18 protein-coding genes and 1 pseudogene are annotated in these 21,130 nt (G+C 50.4%); 13 read left to right on the forward strand and 6 right to left on the reverse strand.

Annotation, left to right across the window (positions count from 1 at the left end; all coding sequences use genetic code 11):
* Positions 1-6: 6 nt before the first annotated feature.
* The 9 genes from IE055_RS06395 to IE055_RS06435 all read left to right on the forward strand — a co-directional run bounded on the left by IE055_RS06395 (position 7) and on the right by IE055_RS06435 (position 9,030).
* A complete protein-coding gene (locus IE055_RS06395; RefSeq protein ID WP_189399194.1) occupies positions 7-288 on the forward strand; it encodes a polyhydroxyalkanoic acid system family protein in 282 nt (93 codons plus the stop codon).
* 132 nt (positions 289-420) lie between these two features.
* On the forward strand, positions 421-1,140 hold the full coding sequence (locus tag IE055_RS06400; protein WP_189399195.1) for a phasin family protein: 720 nt from the start codon (positions 421-423) through the stop codon (positions 1,138-1,140).
* 121 nt (positions 1,141-1,261) lie between these two features.
* Complete coding sequence (locus tag IE055_RS06405) at positions 1,262-1,678, forward strand: MarR family winged helix-turn-helix transcriptional regulator (protein ID WP_189399196.1); 417 nt, start codon at positions 1,262-1,264, stop codon at positions 1,676-1,678.
* 303 nt (positions 1,679-1,981) lie between these two features.
* Entirely contained in the window at positions 1,982-2,485 is a 504-nt protein-coding gene (locus tag IE055_RS06410; protein WP_189399197.1) for a hypothetical protein, read from the forward strand.
* 84 nt (positions 2,486-2,569) lie between these two features.
* Positions 2,570-3,604 (forward strand): DUF2157 domain-containing protein, encoded by a 1,035-nt coding sequence (locus tag IE055_RS06415; RefSeq protein ID WP_189399198.1) that lies wholly within the window; start codon positions 2,570-2,572, stop codon positions 3,602-3,604.
* A 255-nt stretch (positions 3,605-3,859) separates the two neighbouring features.
* Positions 3,860-4,321, forward strand: coding sequence for a DoxX family protein (locus IE055_RS06420; protein ID WP_189399199.1), 462 nt, complete (start codon positions 3,860-3,862; stop codon positions 4,319-4,321).
* Between the two features lie 29 nt (positions 4,322-4,350).
* On the forward strand, positions 4,351-5,667 hold the full coding sequence (locus IE055_RS06425) for a hypothetical protein (RefSeq protein ID WP_189399200.1): 1,317 nt from the start codon (positions 4,351-4,353) through the stop codon (positions 5,665-5,667).
* A 644-nt stretch (positions 5,668-6,311) separates the two neighbouring features.
* Entirely contained in the window at positions 6,312-8,633 is a 2,322-nt protein-coding gene (locus IE055_RS06430; RefSeq protein WP_229794173.1) for a TonB-dependent receptor, read from the forward strand.
* Between the two features lie 67 nt (positions 8,634-8,700).
* A complete protein-coding gene (locus IE055_RS06435) occupies positions 8,701-9,030 on the forward strand; it encodes a hypothetical protein (protein WP_189399202.1) in 330 nt (109 codons plus the stop codon).
* Positions 9,031-9,110: 80 nt separating this feature from the next.
* On the opposite strand, the gene IE055_RS06440 is transcribed toward IE055_RS06435, so the two are convergent.
* Positions 9,111-9,599, reverse strand: a complete 489-nt coding sequence (locus tag IE055_RS06440) for a hypothetical protein (RefSeq protein WP_189399203.1) — start codon at positions 9,597-9,599, stop codon at positions 9,111-9,113.
* A gap of 1,064 nt (positions 9,600-10,663) precedes the next feature.
* Between IE055_RS06440 and IE055_RS18070 the strand changes: the two are divergent.
* From IE055_RS18070 to IE055_RS06460, 3 genes and pseudogenes are all read left to right on the forward strand, one after another.
* Positions 10,664-10,900: pseudogene (locus IE055_RS18070) on the forward strand (phage tail protein); the annotation flags it as partial.
* Between the two features lie 46 nt (positions 10,901-10,946).
* Positions 10,947-12,584, forward strand: coding sequence for a S8 family serine peptidase (locus tag IE055_RS06455; RefSeq protein ID WP_189399204.1), 1,638 nt, complete (start codon positions 10,947-10,949; stop codon positions 12,582-12,584).
* Positions 12,585-12,673: 89 nt separating this feature from the next.
* Positions 12,674-13,543, forward strand: coding sequence for a hypothetical protein (locus IE055_RS06460; protein WP_189399205.1), 870 nt, complete (start codon positions 12,674-12,676; stop codon positions 13,541-13,543).
* Positions 13,544-13,904: 361 nt separating this feature from the next.
* On the opposite strand, the gene IE055_RS06465 is transcribed toward IE055_RS06460, so the two are convergent.
* The 5 genes from IE055_RS06465 to IE055_RS06485 form a co-directional block, all read right to left on the reverse strand.
* Positions 13,905-15,413, reverse strand: a complete 1,509-nt coding sequence (locus IE055_RS06465; RefSeq protein ID WP_189399206.1) for a DUF3336 domain-containing protein — start codon at positions 15,411-15,413, stop codon at positions 13,905-13,907.
* A gap of 177 nt (positions 15,414-15,590) precedes the next feature.
* Positions 15,591-16,379 carry a ParA family protein gene (locus tag IE055_RS06470; protein WP_189399207.1) on the reverse strand — a complete coding sequence of 263 codons (789 nt, stop codon included), beginning with the start codon at positions 16,377-16,379 and terminating at the stop codon, positions 15,591-15,593.
* Positions 16,380-16,500: 121 nt separating this feature from the next.
* Positions 16,501-17,604 carry an NADH:flavin oxidoreductase gene (locus tag IE055_RS06475; protein ID WP_373299190.1) on the reverse strand — a complete coding sequence of 368 codons (1,104 nt, stop codon included), beginning with the start codon at positions 17,602-17,604 and terminating at the stop codon, positions 16,501-16,503.
* 12 nt (positions 17,605-17,616) lie between these two features.
* Complete coding sequence (locus tag IE055_RS06480; protein WP_189399209.1) at positions 17,617-18,627, reverse strand: phosphotransferase; 1,011 nt, start codon at positions 18,625-18,627, stop codon at positions 17,617-17,619.
* 83 nt (positions 18,628-18,710) lie between these two features.
* Positions 18,711-19,748 (reverse strand): helix-turn-helix transcriptional regulator, encoded by a 1,038-nt coding sequence (locus IE055_RS06485; protein ID WP_189399210.1) that lies wholly within the window; start codon positions 19,746-19,748, stop codon positions 18,711-18,713.
* A 108-nt stretch (positions 19,749-19,856) separates the two neighbouring features.
* On the opposite strand from IE055_RS06485, the gene IE055_RS06490 reads away from it, so the two are divergent.
* Positions 19,857-21,056: an alkane 1-monooxygenase gene (locus IE055_RS06490; RefSeq protein WP_189399211.1), complete on the forward strand. Its 1,200-nt coding sequence runs from the start codon at positions 19,857-19,859 to the stop codon at positions 21,054-21,056.
* Positions 21,057-21,130: the final 74 nt, after the last annotated feature.

Here is a 21,130-nt window from a genome sequence, read left to right on the forward strand (position 1 = left end):
GACCCCATGAGTAATATTCACGTAAAACGCGAACTCGACCTAAATGCAGAACAATGTTCTGCCCTGGCAGAGAAACTGCTGGATAAGCTGACGGCTAAGTTCGGCGGCAGCTATAAACCCGATGGGGAAAACTATCGCTATCGCCATACAGCCGGCGTGGATGCCACGGTTGAACCACGTGCTGGTGAGTTGACCGTGAACGTAAAACTCGGCTTTATGACACGCGCATTAGCGCCACAGCTCGAGCGTGAAATGAACAAGGTTTTGGATGAGCATTTGCCCGCCTGACAGCGCTTTACACGATTAGAATTTGGATTCTAATTAGGGCGCAGTTTCTAACTTGCAACGTTAAACTTCTTGCCATCTAAAACACGAACCGTGCATGGTTGACATGATCGGCACACATTCAGGTGAACAAATATGGCAGACGACAAAAACGCTGTAGAGCAAGTTGCTGAGAAAGCAGCTGAAACCAAAAAAGTAGCCAAAAAGGCCGCCAAAAAGGTGACTAAGAAAGTAACTAAAAAGGTGAGCAAGAAGGCTGCAAGTGCAAAAACCGCGGCTAAGAAAGCGACCAAAAAGGTCACTAAGAAAGCCACGACTGCAAGCAAGAAAGCGACTAAGAAAGTAAGCAAGAAAGCTGAGTCAGTGAAAAAGGCGGCAACTAAAAAAGCCACTGCGGCCAAGAAAACTGCGAACAAAGCCACCAAGGCTGAAGCTAAAAAAGTCGAGAACCGCATCGAGCAACTGCAAGCCATGTTGAAAGATAACCTCTCTGGCTTGAGTGGCGACAAAGCTGAAGCGATGGCAAAGAATATCTGGTTGGCAGGTCTAGGTGCCTATTCACGTGCTTATGAGGAATTGTCAGAGCGCTATGAAGATGTGCAAGACAAGTACGAAGAGATCAATGCTGAAGGTCAAAAGGTGTTTGCCGACTTGGTGCAACGTGGGCAGTCCATGCAGGGCGAGTTGGAAACCAGCGTTAGCAAGGGTCGGGAGTCACTTGAGGATCGTGTTGAAGAGTTCAAAGAGCGTTTCGGTGGTGGTTTGTCTTCCTTCGTAGACATCCCAGAACGACTTCGTGAAGCTGCTGAGAAGGTAGAAGAAATTAGTCAGCGCCTGCGTGGCAAGAAAAAATAGTCAGTACTGCTGAGGCGAAAATAGAAGTGGTGTGCTTTCAGGGTGCACCACTTTTTTTATTGCGCGTGACTAGTGCTTGATATATAGTTGAGTAATCAACTATATATTGCGAGAAAATTAAATGTCTCAATCCGCGTTAAATTTTATGATGTCGCTCAATTCACTGTACGGGCGCGTTAGTAAGCGTCTTGGTCTGTCGCTCTCGATTCATGGCGTCAGTCTAAGCGAGTTTTATGTACTGCATGAGCTTGCCGAGGCGCCAGGCAATACGTTAAACCGAGTGGGCCTAGCGCATGCTGTGAACCTGAGTGCGTCGGGCGTGACGCGTTTGCTGAATCCACTGGAAAAACTGCACTTGGTGGAGAAGCAGAAGAACGCGCGCGATGCCCGTGTGAGTCTGGTGCATTTGACCGAGGTCGGTCTGGAAACGTATGACAATGCCAAGCTCACCTATACAGAAGCGGCCAAGGCGATGTTGAGCGGCGTTGATTCTAATGAGCTGGCGCTTTTGACACCCTTGTTCGACAAGGTGGCGTAAACAGTGATCAGCGTTGTTTAACGATTCTTTGGTCAGCGTGCCATTTGGCGTCCTATTTTGAGACCGGATTACGGTAGTCTAAGAGAGCCAGTGTGTCGGCGAGTTGCGGCACGCCAGACCATAGTTTTGACATCGCTGCGACATCAGAGAGTGCTATGCTGCCTAAAATAATCGTACTCCAGCAGCAAACCTACTACCAAATACAAGCTCGTGGTCTCTCTCTTTATGGTGACCTCCGTGAGTCATGCGGCATCAATTGATCCCACACAACAACGTTCGATAAGCCAATTCAGCGAGGGCCTTATGTGTTGGATGCGATTACTCACCATCAGTTTACTCACACTGATGCTCGTCTCGTGCGCTGCGAGTCAAGTCAAGAATACGTGTGCTGTGGCCGAGCCGTTGCCTCTCATCTACGTCAACACAGCCGATGTCGCACGCTATTGGAAACCGACAAAAAGCCGGCAAGTTGTTCATTTTCCAAAACGCATAGAAGCAGCGCTCGCGTCAGGTAGATTGGCTGGCTTCTTAGTATCCGAGCAGACCATTTTAGCGGATGGCAGCGTGGCTGACGTCGATGTGCTGGGATACTATCCGGATGAGGCAGTGTTAACGATGCATTTAGAGTATCGCAACCCGATCTCGTTTAAGCCGGTAACCTGCCCAGTACAGCCTATTCGATATCGTGGTCCTCACTTTTATGGTAACGGTGACAAGACTTACGATACTATGAAGGCCATCTACGATGAATATATTAGGACGCTTGAGACCATGGAGTCCGATGCCAATTCAATGAGTCGGCCTTGAAGGATAAATATGGCGCTGAGTCTACTTGCTTTTCATTGCGGCGATTAGGCGCACTATAATTTCAATACTCAAGGCAGGGTATGCATGGACATTTCAAAACAAACCTTAACTGCAGCGGTGGCTGAGAGAATCCTCTCTTCGGAGCAAGCGGATGCCTTGTATGCATTTTTACGTTCTCGATCAGAGCATAAGCCGGCGTTCACCTTTACCCATGTTCTTTATTACTTGGGCGGTTTGATTGCGATCGGTGCCATGACGTTGTTCATGAATTTGGGTTGGGAAGCGTTTGGTGGTGCCGGTATTGTGTCGATTTCGTTGCTCTACGGGGCGGTAGGCATCCAGTTGGTTAACTCGTTCAGTCGTAAGAGCTTGATTATTCCTGCGGGTATTTGCGCGACCTTTGTTGTGAGTCTGACGCCGCTAGCGATTTATGGCCTACAGCAATGGTTGGGCGTATGGCCAGACGAGACGGTATATCGTGACTACCATCGCTATGTGAAATGGCATTGGTTGTATATGGAACTAGGCACTTTGGCAGTGGGGCTTATTCTCGCGAGGAAGTACCAATATCCGTTTATGGTGATGCCGATAGCAATCACGCTTTGGTATATGAGTATGGATCTGTCGGTCATTATTACTGGTGAATATCAGACCTGGGAAATCCGCAAATTGGTGTCGATGGTGTCAGGCGTACTCCTCATCGCGCTTGCAATCTGGGTAGACATCCGTGCACATCGAAAGGCTGACTATGCTTTTTGGCTCTATATCGTTGGTGTATTGGCATTCTGGGGCGGCTTATCCCTACAACACTCGGATAGTGAGCTGGCTAAATTCGGATACTTTTGTATCAATCTCGGTCTAATTGGCGTCGGGGTGGTGCTCGTGCGCAAAGTGTTCGTGGTGTGTGGTGCGCTTGGATGTTGTTTTTACCTGGGATACCTCGCATCCGACGTGTTTAAAGACAGTTGGTTGTTTCCGGTGGCCTTAAGCGTGATTGGCTTAGGTGTTATTTATTTAGGGGTGGTGTGGCAGAAGAATGAAGAGGCGATTACTCGGGCAGCACACAGCATACTGCCGGAACCGTTACGACGGTTGCTGGAATCCAAGTCACTCAACTGAGATTTGGCCTTCAACAATGTTAGGGGCGTTACACGTTACGGTCTGTCCGATATGAGTAGCGGTCAAATAGGTCAAGGTTTTCGCGGCCTACCTCGGTGCCAATTTGCGCTTGGGAGAGCAAGCGAAGTGTATTCACAGCGCGACACAAGAGATCGTAAAATAAAGGCTGGGCTTATTCTGGTATGCTGACTTATGAACGGCGAGTAAGTCAGGCCAAATACCGTGGCAGACCATTAATTTTTAAGGAGCGACGACATGACGAATGTGATTATTATCCTTGCTCTGTTGATTAGCCCAATGGCGATCGAATTTATGTATTCGAAAGCGACGGGTCGACCAACATCAGTGCGGCGTTCTGCTTGCTGGGGGTTGGGCATCGCGTTTTTGTTTTTTGCCCTAGGACATTTCGTGAAAACCCAAGGTATGGTCGATATGTTGCCTGCCTGGGTTCCCGCACGTGAGCTCCTGATTTACCTGACCGGCATGCTTGAGCTAATCATCGGTATTGGCTTATTTATTCCCCGCTTTCAGACAACAGCCGCCATGCTTGCGCTTGCTGTCTTTGTGCTGTTTTTTCCGGCCAACATCTATGCCGCGATGAATGGCGTCGGGCTAGGAGGGCATCAGTCTGGGCCAGCCTATCTGTTGATTCGCGGCCCGCTTCAGCTCGTACTCATCGGATGGGCCTATTATCTTTGTATCCGCGAAAAGCAGTAGGTTGCTGTCTAGTTTGAGTGTGTTGAATTTTGCATAACGTCATCTATTGGCTCAAAGTCGCCTTGATTAATGTGGCGGTGCTGTTCGTGTTGCTCGAACTCACAGCCTTTTCTATTTACCGAATCCAGTACGGTGCCAACTTCTACCAGCATCCACCACAAGTAGAGCTTTTGCCGGAGGTAGTGCAAGGCAGGGTCGCGTTAAAAAAGTATTTGCACCCGTACTTTGGTTATCTGAATTACCCTCCGGGTGCACGTTTTGGGAATCGTAAGTACAATAATTTTGGCTTCCATTCGGCCGGTGTCGATTACCCCTATGTAAAGTCCGCTCCCAACGAGTACGTTATTGGTATATTCGGCGGTTCTGTGGCACAACAAATCTTTGTTAAAAGCCGAGCTGACATCATTCGCGGCCTGAAGGCCGATGAAAGATTCAAAGACAAGGAAATTGTTGTTTTAACGTTTGCACAAGGCGGATACAAACAACCACAGCAGTTGCAACTGTTGACCTATTTTTTATCCATCGGGCAGCAGTTTGACACGGTGATTAATTTGGATGGGTTTAACGAAATCGTGCTGTCGGAGAAGAATAGTCGACAAGGCCTGTCAATCACGATGCCAAGTGCCGGGCATATGCTCGAAATGATGGATATTCTGAATCAGTCAGAATTAAGCTCCGAAAAAATCGAAGCATTGGCCGACATAAGTCGCTTAAAACGCAAGATCAATCGGATGGCTGAGTCTGCTAATCAGAGTAAACTTGCGTGCAGTTGGCTCTGGGCTACCACACTGCGAAAACGGGCATATCGTACACTGAACGAGAGCATTGTTGCGTACCAATCGATACCCTCTCGACCGTCGGAAGACTCCGTGGTGTACCTTAATCCAAGCCTTGAGCCGCTGACCCGAGATCAGGCCTTGGAGAAGGCAGCGGACTATTGGCGGGACGCGTCGATTTTGATGCATAAGGTTGCGACGGCCAATAACATCAAGTACGTTCATATTTTGCAACCTAATCAATACTTTGGTAACCGCGTCTTTGGACCAGAGGAATCAAACGTGGCGATTGATCATTCACATAACTACAGCGCCAATGCCATTGAAGGCTATCCGCGGCTGGCTGCGCGAATCGATGACTTCGAGCAGCACGGTGTGCACTTTGCTAGCGGATTGGGGATTATGGATAGCGAGCCGGGCATGGTCTATGCTGATGCATGTTGTCACTTCAATTCCACCGGAACTAAGTTGATTGCAGAATTCATTGTTAAGCAGGTGCTTGATGCGCATCGATATCCGTTTAAAAGTCACGCTGTAAATCTTGTGGAGCAAGTCGTTGATGCGGATTAAAAGGAGAAGGTCTAATCGCTCGTACTCGTTGGGTGTGAGTTAAACAAGTTCTCATCACGGATACTGCCGTCCCGAAAACACACACCCGTAGAGTTTCTTGTGGTGATGGGGTTCTTCTTGCTTATTCTTAGCGCGCTACTGTGGGCTGGCTACAACGCACGAGTAGGCGCGCTGGTCTACTTGTATTGGGCGGCCACCATAGTGATCGGGTTAGCCGTATGCGTGGAGTTGTATTTTGTATATTTAAATTGGCTCAACCGTTCTTCCTAATGCAGGCTTTGCTAGCTCACCAGGTATAGCGCTTCACCTATCAGCTTGTCCTCGCTCAATCCGGTGTGCTAGTACTGCTTGATATGTACCGTCGCGCTCAACCCCTCATCCGCTGAGTCGCGTAAATCTGTCTCGCCAGTGCTTGTTACACCGTAAAATGTACTCACGCGCGAGACCAAGGCAGCATGCATATTTGAGCGTATGGTCGGGCGTGTCTCATCATAATTTACAGTTGTTTGGGATATCGGGTGATATTCCCTATTTTTATTTCTGACATAGCACAAAATCCGCTGTTTTGGTGTCCTCAGCAAGGAATCCCGCATATTTATTTGATAGACTCCGCGCGCTTTTAATAGACAGTGTGTGGGGTAAAAATGGGAAACACGACGTTTTATAGGCGCAGTGCGCTAGCTGTGGCGGTATCAACCGCTGCGTTTTCAGGGGCATACTCTTTCGCTCAGGAAAATTCCGTAGAATCAGAAGAGATCTACGTTGAGTCAGAAGAACTCTTTCTTGAAGAGTTAATTGTAACCGCCCAAAAGAAATCTGAAAGTATTCAGGATATTCCGATTGCGATTGCCGCCTTTTCCGATGAGGAAATGAACGCTCTGGGAGTAACGCAGTCGGGTGAGCTTGGTCAATTTGTTCCAGGGTTGGAGATTGGTAACTCCAGCGGAGAAGGGAGTCAACTGCTTTTATTTCTGCGCGGTGCCGGTCTTAATGATTTAAACACCAACAATGCAGGGCCGGTCGGCTTGTATTCAGATGAAGTGTACGTGAGCTCTCCGGCACTCAGTCCTTTTCAACTATTCGATGCTGAGCGCGTTGAGGTTCTGAAGGGTCCACAGGGCACCATTTATGGACGCAACACCACGGGTGGCGCTGTAAAGTTTATTACCAAAAAGCCAACTAAAGAAACTCAGGTTTCAGGTAAGTGGCGCTTTAGTAATCGCGGTCGTTCCGTGATCGAAGCCGCGGCTTCTGGGGCATTATCAAAGAATGTCAGCGCCCGCGTCGCGGTGGCGAAAACAGACTCCGATGGTTATGGCAAAAATCTAATTGACGGTTCAACCGTCAATGGCAGCGACAATACGGCGTACCGCGCTTTGTTCTCCATTGAGCCAAACGAAGACACACGCATTCTGGTTAATGTGCATGGCGCTAAAGTCGATTCGCCAAACAGTAGTTTTAGTCCGTTGGGTACATTGGACCCGGTGACGGGCGCAACCTGCAGTGACCAAAGGATCGCCAACAATGAATGTGTTGATGTGTTGGGATATCGCGCACCAGAAAATGAGCTGGACGGCAATTACAATGGTATCGGACGCATCAACTTGGATTCGATAGGTGGCTACATCGAGGTCGATTATGACCTGAGTGATGACATCACCTTTACGTCAGTCACATCCTACGATGATTTGGAACGCACCTTGCCGGAAGAGTCGGATGGTGCGCCAGCAAGCATGTTGCATATTGATTACGGCGTTGCGTCAAAGACCTTCAGTCAGGAATTTCGTGTAACTGGTGCCACTGATGCGTTTGATTGGCTTGCCGGCGTGTTTTATCTCGATGAAGAAATCGTTCAAGATCAAACTTTGGATCTCTTCCGATCGTTACGTTCGACGACCGGCGGTCTGGCCGATCCGAACGGCGAGGTTAACGGGATTCCGGTTTTATTCGCCCGTTCTTACAACGTGCAGGACCTACAAACCACCGCGGTGTACGGGCAGGCAAATTACATCGTCAATGACGAGTGGTCAGTTACTGTTGGCGGTCGCATCACCGATGAGCAACGTCAATTCGACGCGCTGGGGCAGCTTGAGGAACCCGAAACGTTCGGACCAAACGCGATCGATGTATACCGATTCGATGACCTGGAGACCAGTGCGACTGAGTTCTCATATCGCTTGGGCGCGGAATACCGACCTGACGGCGGCACACTTTATTACGCGTCAGTGGCATCCGGGTTCAAGAGCGGTGGCTTCAATGGCGGCTTTTTGAATATTGACCCCGCAATTGCTGATCGCCAGATCCAACCATTCGATCCAGAGTTTGTGACGGCGTATGAAGTTGGTATGAAAGCAGACTTTTTTAATTCTAAAATGCGTCTGAATGCGTCTTTGTTCTACAACGACTTTAAAGACCTTCAGGTTTTCACTTTGGTAAATAGCGGAAGCACACCGATCTTAGTTCTGGATAATGCGAGTAACGCGAATTCCACCGGCGTGGAACTGGATTTTTCCGCTGTATTGGCTCAAGGCTTAACGGCGAATCTGAATGCCGCATTCATCAGCAGTGAATTAGAAAACTTCATTGATGAGACCACAGGGCAAGACTATTCGGGTAACAAGCTGACTCAAACGCCGGACACCTCGGTGAGCGGTTACGTAAACTATGAGTACCCTCTGAGTTTTGGCGGTTACGTGACCGCGCAAGCCGGGTTTGCTTACAAGGATGATTTGTTCTTCTCAACAGACAACAATCCATTCGTGGCACAGGAGGCTTACACACTCGTGAGCGGTCGAATCGCTTATATCAGTCCCGCTGAGACCTGGTCAGTGGCGTTATTCGTGAATAATCTCACGGACCAACGTTATCAGACCAACGTGTCCGATATTCGTGACCTGACGGGCTCCTATGTACGCACCTATGGCTTGCCACGGACGTACGGTTTAGAGCTATCGGTTGACTTCTAGTCAGTGTCGATCGAATGCCCGTGGCATGGGCCTCGGGCGCAGACTTAACCTATGCGGGGGAAATGTGATGCGTATACATCGAATTATTTTGTCGTTTGTTATTTTCTTACTGGTGCCAGGGGTACATGCTGCCGAAGTCCGATCAATTTCTAGGGAAGTCAAAAGCGAACTAGATGGCGAAACGATCTGGACCGTGCATGTGAAATGCGCTGGGATTTCTGAAGAGCGTTCTATCGAACGCACTGATTCCAGTCGAAAATGGTGTTCCGAAGATTTGCCAACCATGTGCTCAAGAAAGAAGGTGAAAGCAGCAAACAACGTTTGTGGCTCGCACTTTGAGCGCCTGGTCGGCGAGTATCGGGTCGAAAAAGCGAAGCAGGAAGCCGAAGCGAACTGAATCAGCGACGCGACGATGAGTGTGCTCTTTCAAGCACAATATAGGTTGGCTTGAAAGAGTTACCGCTGGGCGGCGGAGTGTTACTGGCAGTTGGTGCCTTGATTCGTGCTACAACGCCAACTGCTGGTAATTTGTTCGCCGTTGGCTGGCATGATCGTGCCGCTCGGTAACTCGACCGTAGCGACCAGAAAATCACAGTCACCGGTGGAGGTCGGCACAGTCACGCGTAGCGATGTGTCGCCCGCCGTGACATCGACGACATGGGATTGCGCGCCGTCACTGTCGGCAAACACACGATAAGTTCCTGCGGGTAGATTCTCCGCTGATGCGGTGCCACCACTCTCTCCGCAATTTGCCAACACATTGTCGTTGTCATCAACAATCAAAACAAAGCGAGAAAAGGGGTTGTCTCCATCCAGTGAGGCCGCAATGATGTTGCTGACCGCGGTCGTTGAAGTCTGTGCGTGAGCGGGTACAACAATGGCGTTGACCAACGGTTTGTGCCACAAAGGCAGCGCTGCACCGCTGATCAGCGCGGTTGCGAGTGAACGTCTTTTTGAATTATTCATTGTGTTTCGGCTCGTTGATGTTTTTTTGGGGGGTTAAAAGCAGGCAGGCCATTAATTTATGTTAACATTTCATTGACTGATGAATATATAGAAAAAGGAATGGGTCAATGAATAAATTACGTTTTTGTCTAATAGTGCTGATTGGGTTGGTCAGTGCGTCAGTGAACGCACAGTCTCAATATGGAAACAAAGTAGTAGTAGTGCCCTTGATGGGAGAGGAATCTACTTGGCGCGGGAGTTGGCAGGTCGATACTAATTATTCCAAAGCGGAAGTGATCGAAGAAGGTGGCAGCAGTTATATCGCGGTCAAGTCTCACACGTCCAGCCTTGCGAATATGCCCCCCGACACTGAGTATTGGAATCTCGTTGCGGCTTCCGGCGCGACCGGCGCGCAAGGCATTCAAGGCCTCAAAGGCGACAAGGGTGATAAAGGCGATATCGGTGACACCGGCCTCAAAGGCGATAAGGGTGACAAAGGCGATACCGGTGACACCGGCCTCAAAGGCGATAAGGGTGATAAAGGCGATACCGGTGACACCGGCCCCAAAGGCGACAAGGGTGACAAAGGCGATACCGGCGACACCGGCCTCAAAGGCGATAAGGGTGACAAAGGCGATACCGGTGACACTGGCCTCAAAGGCGACAAGGGTGACAAAGGCGATACCGGTGACACTGGCCTCAAAGGTGATAAGGGTGACAAAGGGGATCCGGGTGCAATTGGACCGCAAGGTATTCAAGGGCCGGCAGGGGCCGATGGTGCAGACGGTACGATTATTAGCGTAGACGAAACGACAATCTTTGAAACGATTCCTGATGCAGCCAATCCGAATGAGAAGACCTTGAGTGGTATCGTCTACTCAGCTGGATCCAGAATTCAAATTACAACCCCGGACGCCAATCTGCCTGCCCAAAAGGTGATTGCATTTAATCCATCGGGTTTGACTGCAAGAACTTCCTCGGCAGTGAATATTCGTGACCCTTGGCTTGGCGTGAACTACATTATCGCCACGCTAGGTGTTTTCCCTTCCAGAAGTGGTGCTGACGCTTACATAGCCGAAATCGTGATGTTTGGGGGTAACTTTGCACCGAGAGGTTGGGCGTTTTGCCATGGGCAATTGTTGCCAGTAGCCCAGAATACCGCATTGTTTTCCCTAATCGGGACGACATATGGGGGCGATGGACGAACTACATTTGCACTGCCTGATTTGCGAGGTAGATCGCCAATCGGTGCAGGGTCGGGACCAGGTTTAACCACTATTTCCGCAGGGCAAAAAGGCGGAGCTGAAACAATAAACTTGGCGCTTCCGGTTCAGTAGCACGCGACGGCAAGGTCTCTTCAAACGCAAAATGAAATCTGCTTTTTGGGTGGCGGTGACAAGCATAGTTGCCGCCGTGATTCCTCATGGTGTGACGAGCGCATCGACGTTTTCAGATTTGCCTATTGTCATTGCCATCGTCGACGACGGCTTTAATCATAACCACCGTCTGCTCCAAGGCATGGTGTGGCGAAACCCGGGGGAAGTCCCCAATAACAGGCTCGATGATGACGCAAACGGTGTGGTGGATGATCTCGTCGGCTGGGACGTCTCCGATATGGATGGGACCGTATTGCCCGCTGTCGATCGGCAGTCGGAATTGCATCACGGTACCTTTATTGCCGGGGTAATCGCCGAGATAATTCGAGATCAACTGGGTGAGCGAGATGATTACCCCATTAAACTGATGTTTGTTAAAGCCGTGTCTGATGCGTCTATCCGCGACACCGTCGAAGATGGCTACCGAGCGTTGGACTATGCGCTCAAAAGCGGCGCAAACGTGGTGAACTTGAGTTGGAGTGGTGGTCTTGTCGACGATCAAGCCAAAAGCGCGTTAGCAGGTATTGCTGATAGTCACGCATTCGTGGTGGCTGCGATGGGCAATTACTATCAGGACGGACAGATTTACCCAGCTGCACACAGTCAGGTATTCGCGGTGACTGGTGTTGATGAAAGGGGTATTTCGATTGACGGAAACCTAGGTGAGGAGGCGGACCTAACAGCCATGGGCGCAGAGACGGAGTCGGCGGACGTGGCCAGTAATAACGGCGTTCGCCGAGACCGAGGCACCTCGATAGCCACCGCACGTGTCTCGGCTGCGGTGGCATTGATGAAACTGGCACGCCCAGCAGTCAGTAAGCTCGAGATAGAATCATGCCTGAGTATGACGTCGTATGCTGTCGACAAGCTGAATCCACTTTTTCCTGGCCAGTTTGGTGCTGGTGCGTTGAATATTTCGGCGGCAATAAATTGTGTTAAAGCAGGGTTGCCGCTCAACCACACGTTTAGCAACCCAGAAGGCGTGCTGCTATTTACCAAAGGTAAGGCACGCAAAGCTGAGCTGAATTGGCGAATACAGCCTGAAGGCGCATATTCTGGTGTTGTGCTCAAGCCCTTCTTCGAAGGCAAGAATAAGTCTGTGCACGTGACGATCTCCTCGTTAGACGGTGAACACTTATGGCAAGGCAAAGCCGATGCGCTGCCGCATGAGTTGGAGTTTTCCAGTCACGCTATTCAGATCAAGTTACAAGCCAAAGGTCGCAAAGATTTTCGCTTTGGTATGCGCTATGCGTTCAAGTTGGTTCAACTCTCTAAACGCTATTGCCAGGGGCTTCAGCGCATCGAAGCTGAAGGCGTGTACACTGATGGCAGCGTAGGCAGTGACTATGCGCATTTGAGTGATTGTCAGTGGCTGGTGGTTCCGCCTGAAGGTGAAAACGCGCAGATCACATTCACCAAGCTCGACACGGAACTGCATCATGACATCATTCACCTATTTGCCGGTCAGACCACGGAACAGCGCAACTTACTGTTGAAATTGAGCGGACGTGAACTTCCGCCGCCGCTGTTGGTGAAAGGCGGGCATCCTGCATTACTTTGGTTTGTAAGCACCCGTGAGAACAGTGGGACCGGTTTTGAATTCAAGGTAGACTATGTAGAACCCGAGTAGTTCGCTTCGGCTTTCGCTACAAGTAAGGATTCGATTTGTCTTCGAGCTACTCAATTATGCTTGGATACATGGACAATGGAGGGAGTATGATGCGTTTTATGAGTGTGGTTTTTGGACTCTTCTTGGCTGGCTGTGCAGCCAAGCATGATTCTGCAATTCTAGTTTTTACCGGCTCGGCACCAGCCGATTACCAATCACTGCCTCAATCTGTGCAGTTATTAGCGTGCAACAATACCCAAATTAATACGGAGATGGCATGGAACCAAAGAACTTTAAAGTCAGTTCCATATGGTTGGCAGACGGACGGTAAGGACGAGTTTTTTATCAGTAAATATTACGTCGCGTCACCGCCCGTGCCTAAGACTTTCAAACCGGGCAAGCCGATAACGCTTGGCGTGCTTTCACAAGACCATTTTTCACTGTACGAAGATGATGAGGTGGTGCCGATTTTTTTCGATTACACGTTGTTGGATCCGATCAAGTTGGCTGACATCAAAGTCGACTATGGTAATCGCCTTGATGGCGTGGCCGCTTGCGCTGATTATGGTATCAACACGATCCCGATTAATATTCGATGCCCGTCGTTCAAATATCGGGGCAGCGATCAATATGGTCTGGGCAAGGGCATTGCTCAGCTGTCGAGAGAACAGGAAAATCGTGTCTTGACGGATCATGGTCACTTGTTTATTCCCTTGCGAATCGAACCCGAATCAAATCCCCATATAGATCCGCCGCTGGAAGGTTGTACAGCCGAGATTTTGAATGACATTATCCTTGAACATCAGGTTTACTTTGGAACCGCCGCAAATCACGTTAGCAAGATAGACCTAACCAAGGCGTATCGCCAATTTGTCAGTCACCAAACACCGATCACGCTCTATTGTCGCCCACGTCCTCAGGATCAATTAGCCGCAGGTTGCGCACCGCTATTGCCGCTCGACCCCGAGAAATCAGAATGAAGAAAGTGTGCATTGATGGTGCCTCCAGCATGGTTAGCGCAATACATGATCGAGCCGACACTTGCAGGTGGGTGTGATGTCCGTGGCGTGTGCACGTTGGTGATCCAATCCTGCAGAGCATTTTGACTCGGCGTATTGGCTTTATCCTGTTTATGGCCGCGGCCTTGGAGAACGATGCACTGATTCACCAAGCGCCCGCAGAGTTAGTTTGTCAAACGGAAGCAGTTTATGCGCACCGTTTTTCGGTCTAGATAACCCCTCTCGCTAGCAAACGTGCCCTTTTGTAAACACGCGTAAACGACCCTACATTCTCCCTTCAAGCTGTTTTAAAACTAGCTTGAAGGGGAACCCAGATTAGCCGTTAGTTGGCCGATTTTTTGCTCGCGACTAACTCAAATTTCTTATTGGTGACTTGCCGACGAGGATGTGCAGCACGTCGACCACCATTGATGACGCGCTCGTCGAGTTCTTCGATCAAGTGATTAAGCGTGCGGCTGATGTGGGTTTGGATACGGATTCGCTCAATTTTTGGCCAGGTGGCGCGTTGGCCATCGTTGATGAGTTCCAATACTTCTTCCGCCGTGTGGGCGGTCAGAATTTCAGTGGGACTCAAGAATCGTTTGGACGGCAATAAGTTGATGTCGCCGGTATACGTTTGCGACACCACGGAGATATAACCATTAATCAGCTTGCTCAAATACGATTCGCTGCTCAGTGGTCGCTGAATCAGGTGCGATGCCGCAAGCCCCCAGTCTTTCATGGTTTTTAACGCGGTTTCGCTGATGGTGGAAACGACGCCTTTGTCACCTTTCTCGGCGCTCAAAAATGGCAGCGCCAGTGGATTGGTTTGGCTCACAATAAAGTGGTTTACGCCGTAAAGGCGCGCCAATCGTTTCATCGGTAAATCGTCGGACAGGGAACCATCGACCCATTTACGCGACGGCAAATACGGCACGCGATTGCCTTTCACATCGCGCGCCGCTAGTGACACGGGTGGAAACACGCCGGGAATACAGCAGGATGCGAGTACTGCTTCACGGAGCATCACATTGGGTGACGCAATCGCGTTCAGCAGGCGCGACTTTTGATGCCGCTCGTGCGGTGCCACCGAGATGTTAATTTTTAACCCCGAGATTTGATATGCCTCTTCAAAGGTCACATCAGGAATGATTTTTTCGATGATTTTGATTAAATCATTTTTACGCAGATTGCGCTTTTTACCCGGTGAAAGGTTACGCAGAATGGCTTTGATGTCTTCTTCGAATTCGAGAAAAGCCGGTTCAAAAATCTCTCCGAGTTGCTCGGGTTTTCGTGTGCCGGCTACCGCGGCAATCAAGGCGCCACCGCTGGAGCCCGAAATCACATCTGGAATTAAGTGCTCTTCCCAAAGGGCTTTCAGTACGCCGACATGGAAAAACAAAAAGGTACCTGAGCCGGAAAACATCAGAGCAGACTGGCCAAAACATAAGTGTGCTCGATGGAAAAAGTCGATTTTCTCTCTGAGTGTCACGCCTTTGATATTCGGTTTAGCCAGATGCTTGAGTGCGGAGGCAACTTCCTCTGTGTAGTCAACAACGAGTTGCTTGGTGCCAAATTTAGCTTTGCGATATAGAGAGGACCGTCCCATGCCCCCTAGGTTGCCGTGAATACCTTCGTTCAGGGTAAAGAGTAGGCCGTGGTTGTCGTTAGCACGCCGCATAACCTGCAAGATGTCCAGACGCCGCCGGATAGCCGCGTAATCATATCGGCGACTTTTTTCGCTTTGTTTCCAGCGTTCCAAGCCGGTACGCTCATCGTAAGCGATGGCGGCTTCTTTCCACTCTTCGTAGGTTTCGGCCTCGGCCATTTTACGCTCTAGCGCTCTAGACATAATGTGTACCCCTATGCATTGTCCTCGCCCTTTGCCTTTTCCTCTACGTACAGGGAAAAGTAATTACGGCAGGCGATGTTATAAACTACAGCTCCGTCACCGTGCATGGGAGTGCTGTGCGGAGTTAACCCAAGGCGCTACCTTGCCAGACGCTACTGACATGGGTAACACCGTCGACTAGCGCATCGTTTTGTTGCGCCGTTTGCGATTAATTGCATTGTACAGGTCCACAAACTCTTGTGTGACCTTATGTTTCGGGTCCAGGTAGATCAACGGTGTGTGCGCGGCGTGGGATTCTTTGACCTTGACGGATGAGGAGATAAACGGCTCCAGTAGCTTAAACTTGGATTGGCTGAGCTCATCGACCGCCTGTTGTGGTAGTTTGGCGCGGGCTTGAAACTGATTGACAACTACGCCTTCAATTTCCAGCTCCGGGTTGTGATCTTCGATAATTTCGTCTAATTCCTCCATGAGATCCAGCATTGCATCGCGCGCGAACACATCGCAGTCGTAAGGCAACAGGCAGCGATCAGCGCTAATCAGGGCGGACAATGTGAAGAAATTAAGGGCGGGTGGTGTATCTATGTAAATTTCGTCGAACTCGTCATCCAGTGTGTTGAGAAAATCACGCAGTTTGTAAATCTTGTGTTTTGCTTCTAGCTTGGCTTCAAGGTCGACCAGTGAATAGCTAGCGGAAATCAGCGATAAGTTTTCAAACTGAGTCTTACGGATATAGTCATCGGACGTGAAATCACGGTAATTGCGCGAGATCGTCGATTCCATGAACTCGGCGATGCCGACCACATTGTCTTTCCCGTCGTGGCCTAAGTAGGTCGTGGTATTCGCCTGCGGATCCAGATCAACAACCAAAACATGCTTACCCTGACTCGCAGCGATAGCAGCCAGATTGCAGGTGATCGTGGATTTGCCGACGCCACCCTTTCGATTAAACACAACACGTTTCATACCACTCATTCTATATCAAACTGCGCAATGAATAGGTGTCCGGCGACTGAATTTAGAATCAGATTTCAAATTCGATGGTCACCGGACATTGATTATCCGGTCGTCTGGCCTGAGATTTTGCTTACAGGGCGACCAGCATTTGCTTACTGAATGGAGTCAGATTTTCTAGCTCGTTGTTCTCCACTTTGCGCACCCAATCTGGGTTGGCGATCAAGGCGCGGCCAACCGCCACCAGATCAAACTCTTCCGCGTCCAGACGTTGCAACAGGTTATCGAGACTGGCGATTTCACCGTCTTTGAAGGCTTTGTCGCCAGGCTCGGGCAAGAAGTCGGCATTCAAGCTCACGCTGCCGACCGTAATGGTTGGCTTGCCGGTCAGTTTTTTGGTCCAGCCGGCAAGATTTAAATCGCTGCCATCGAATTCTGGCTCCCAGAAACGGCGTGTTGAACAATGGAAAATATCCACACCAGCCGCAGACAATGGCGCCAGGAACTCGCCCAGTGCTTCCGGCGTTTCGGCTAGTCGCGCGGTGTAGTCTTGCTGCTTCCATTGCGAAAATCGGAAAATAATTGGGAAGTCAGCCGCTACGTTAGCACGGATACCTGAAATGATTTCGCAGGCAAAGCGCACGCGGTTCTCCAAGCTGCCACCGTATTCGTCAGTTCTGTGGTTGGTGCCTTCCCAGAAAAATTGATCCAGCAAATAGCCATGCGCACCATGAATCTCAATGGCATCAAACCCAATACGCTCGGCATCAACGGCCGCTTGGACGAAGGATTGTACGACCTCGTCAATGTCCTCTTTGGTCATTGCGTGGCCAGTTACTTTGCCTGGGAACGCCATCCCAGATGGGCTGTAGCCAGGTGTTTCTCCGCCGGGTTCAATGCCCGGTCGGCGAATCCCGCCAACGTGCCACAATTGGGGTGCGATTTTGCCGCCTTCCGCGTGTACCGCATCGATGACCTTTTTCCAACCCGCAAGTGGCTCTTCACCAGCGATCAACGGTACATCGGGGTAGCCACTGGCTGCCTTATGGCCAACGCAGGTGCCCTCGGTGATGATTAAGCCGACACCGCCTGCGGCACGCTGGCGGTAGTATTCAACCACCGCGTCATTGGGCACGTTGCCTGGTGACATACTGCGCGTCATGGGGGCCATCAATACGCGGTTCGGCAAAGTCATGTTGCCCAACGAAAAAGGGGAAAGTAATGTAGTCATAATTATTTAGCTTGCTTTCTATTGTGTTAACGTCAGCGCAGTTGCGGCCAATGGTTCAACCAACTGACCGTAATCTGCGGCATTTTTACTCGAGGCATTGCCTTGCTGAGCGCGTTTCGCTACGCCCTGGCAAATGGCGGCTAGCCGAAACAGACTGAACGCCAGATACACGTTCCAGTCTGGGATGGTGTCAATCCCCATTTGCTCGCAATACATGGCAACGTAATCGGTTTCATCTGGGATGCCTAGCTTCGCCAGGTTTACTCCGTGTAAGCCGGGCAGACCTTTGCCGCGTGGTAGATAATACTGCATGCACTGGTAGGCCAGATCGGCAAATGGGTGGCCAATGGTGGATAGCTCCCAGTCCAGCACAGCCAGCGCTCGTGGCTCGGTATGGTGAAACATCAGGTTGTCCAGGCGATAATCACCATGCACGATGGAAAAGCGACCGTCGTCCGCGGGCAGGTTGGCGGGCAACCACTCGATCAAGGTGTCCATGGCGGCAATCTTGCCGAGTTCCGATGCTTGATACTGCTTAGTCCAAGTATGCGTCTGGCGGGCGAAATAGTCACCGTGCTTGCCGTAATCCGATAGCCCAACCGAGTCTATGTCGACGCTGTGCAGGGCGGTCAATACACGGTTCATTTCATGATACAGCGCGGTGCGTTCTGCGGGTTCGCACTCCGGTAAAGTCGGGTCCCAGAGAATTCGCCCGTCAAGATATTCCATGACATAAAACATGCTGCCAATGACGCGATCATCGGTACAAAGTACATAAGGCTTGGCGACTGGAACGGGGCTGTCTTGCAAGGCCGACAATAACCGAAACTCGCGATCGACAGCATGTGCGCCTTTGAGGGTTTTGCCGGGGGGCTTGCGTCGTAGTACGTAGGTCTGAGTCGGCGTGCTCAACTTAAATGTGGGGTTCGATTGCCCACCAGGGAACTTGGCCACGCTTAACGGTGGGGTAAAATCTGGTAGTTGTGCGCTGAGATACTCGGTCAGCTTCGCTATATCAATGTCCGACATACGTGTTCCAGTGTTGTAATTCTGCTAGGGAGTGTACAACAAGAACTCTGTGAATCTCATTCACCCAAGTTATTGTTAGTCCATCAACGTGGTGATTTTTGTGTGCTGGCGGCTTGCCGCCAACGCGTTGGGCTCACACCACACCAGCGTTTGAAGGCGCGGATAAAGTTGGCAGATTCTCGATACCCCAAGCAGTAGGCGATATCCGCCACACTGAAATGCGTCTCCTTGAGAAGCGCGTAAGCACGCTGTTGGCGGGCAATTTGAACTAATTGCTTGTAGCTGGTGTTTTGTTCGCTGAGCTTTCTCGCCAGTGTGCGGGTCGACGTGTGTTGTTGCTCCGCCAGTTGCGTCAAGCTCGGCGGCACCGTGTCTGCCATACTGGGTGACTGTGAGGAAAAATGATGTGCCAAAATAAATCGCACGCGTTGTACCACGTCATTTTGAGCGCTCAGTTGTGACTGGATTTCATCGCACTTGGCAAGATTAGTGCGAAACGTGGCGGGGTCCGAGAGAGGCGAGCTGATCTGCAGCCACGAGACTGGCATGCTAAGACGCGTGCTGGCACTGTCGTAGCTACAAGGAATCCCATACAGCGCACTAAGTTGTTCGCTGTATGCCGGTTGTGCGTGTGCAAAGGCAATGCGTGCATGCGCGCCAAGCGAATGCATCACAATCGCTTCTGACAGTTTTTGGGCCACACGTATTGCCATTTCGGCCAGCCACCGCGCCAACAACGGGTGGCCGGTTTGATCGTGAATAATCAGGTGTGCCAGTGCGTCGTCCTCTGTGAATTCTGCGGTATAAGTCGAGGTTCGAACTGCACCGTAGTCGGACCAGACGCTAAGCGCCATGCGTAAATCGGCCGCGCTCAACATTGCAAAGCCCAGTGGCCCGTGACTGGCGATCGAAATTTGTTCGCCGTAGGTGAGCAACCAAGAGTCCACACCGTGCGACACACAGGCTTCGAATATCCGCTCAATATCCGCCTGATACACGAACTCGGAGTCGAGCATGGATTGCAAGCGTACGCCAAACACTGTCTTCAATAAAGGCAGCAATGTTGGGTCACTGCGCAACATTCGCAGGTACGTGGACGCGAGATAGGGTGTGTCGCTCATGGGTTTACTATACGAGCATTTGGCAGTTAATGACAATTAGATTGTCACTTATTGAAATTTCCTCCGTCGTAGCTTTGGAGTAAAGTGATTCATCAGGAGGAGAAGACCATGACAACCTATGTAGTTGATCACCCAGAGAAGGGGCATATTCAGTATCGAGATAAAAAGCGCTGGCTGTGGTGCGGTGCCATTCTGTTTTCGTTAATGCCTTTGCCCATCATCGCGGCTTTCGTGTGGAGCGATAATCCCTGGGTATTAATTTTGCCGCTGGAAATCTCATTTATTCTGATTCCGATTATTGATCATTTCGTTGGCGTGGACACCAATAATCCGCCCGAAGAAATAGTGCCGCAGCTCGATGCGGACCCGTATTATCATCGTCTTATACTGCTTTCCGTGCCGGTGCACTTTATTACCATCTTCACCGGCGCCTGGCTGGTTGGCACGCACCCATTACCGCTTGGCTTTCTGATTGCCTTCGCTATTGTGATGGGGCTCTACAGCGGTATGAGCATTAATACTGCGCATGAGATTGGGCATAAGAACACCAAACGTGAGCGCTTGCTCTCTCGCTTTGCGCTCGCAGTCACTGGCTATGGTCATTTCTGTAGTGATCACAATTTTGGCCATCATCGTGATGTTGCCACGCCGGAAGATCCAGTCAGTGCGCGCATGGGAGAGTCGGTTTACCGATTTATGTTGCGAGAAATACCGGGCGCACTGAAGCGTGGTTGGGAGGCAGAAGCCGCGCGCTTACGCCGTCGCAAGAAACCAGTCTGGAGTCATCACAATCATATCTTGCAGTCGTACGCTATTACGCTGGCCTATCAGGGGGGGCTGGTCCTTATTTTTGGGTGGATACTGATTCCGTTTTTTGTGATTCACAATGGCTTCGCCTGGTTCCAGCTTACCAGTGCGAACTACATTGAGCATTACGGTTTGTTGCGGGCCAAAAAGCCCAATGGCCGATACGAGCGCTGCCAGCCACATCATTCCTGGAATGCGAACCATACGTTCAGTAACCTCATGTTGTTTCAATTGCAACGCCACTCTGATCACCATGCTAATCCAGCGCGCTCGTTTCAAAGTCTTCGCAGTTTTGATGATTTGCCAGAGTTGCCCTTCGGCTACTTCACCATGTACATGATCGCGTACATCCCGGCATTGTGGTTCCGTGTTATGGATCCGATATTGATGGCCATTCCGCACATCAATGGTAACTTGAGTAACGTTAACCTAGACCCGAAGCGGGCCGATGAGTACCGCGCCAAATGGGGCGATACTGACACCCAAAAGTCAGCTGCCTAGCGCCAATATCGAGTCATAAAAAAAGCCTCACATCTGGTGAGGCTTTTTAAGTCTTACAAGCGATCGACCGAAGG

Source organism: Arenicella chitinivorans (genome assembly GCF_014651515.1).
Classification (GTDB): Bacteria; Pseudomonadota; Gammaproteobacteria; order Arenicellales; family Arenicellaceae; genus Arenicella; species Arenicella chitinivorans.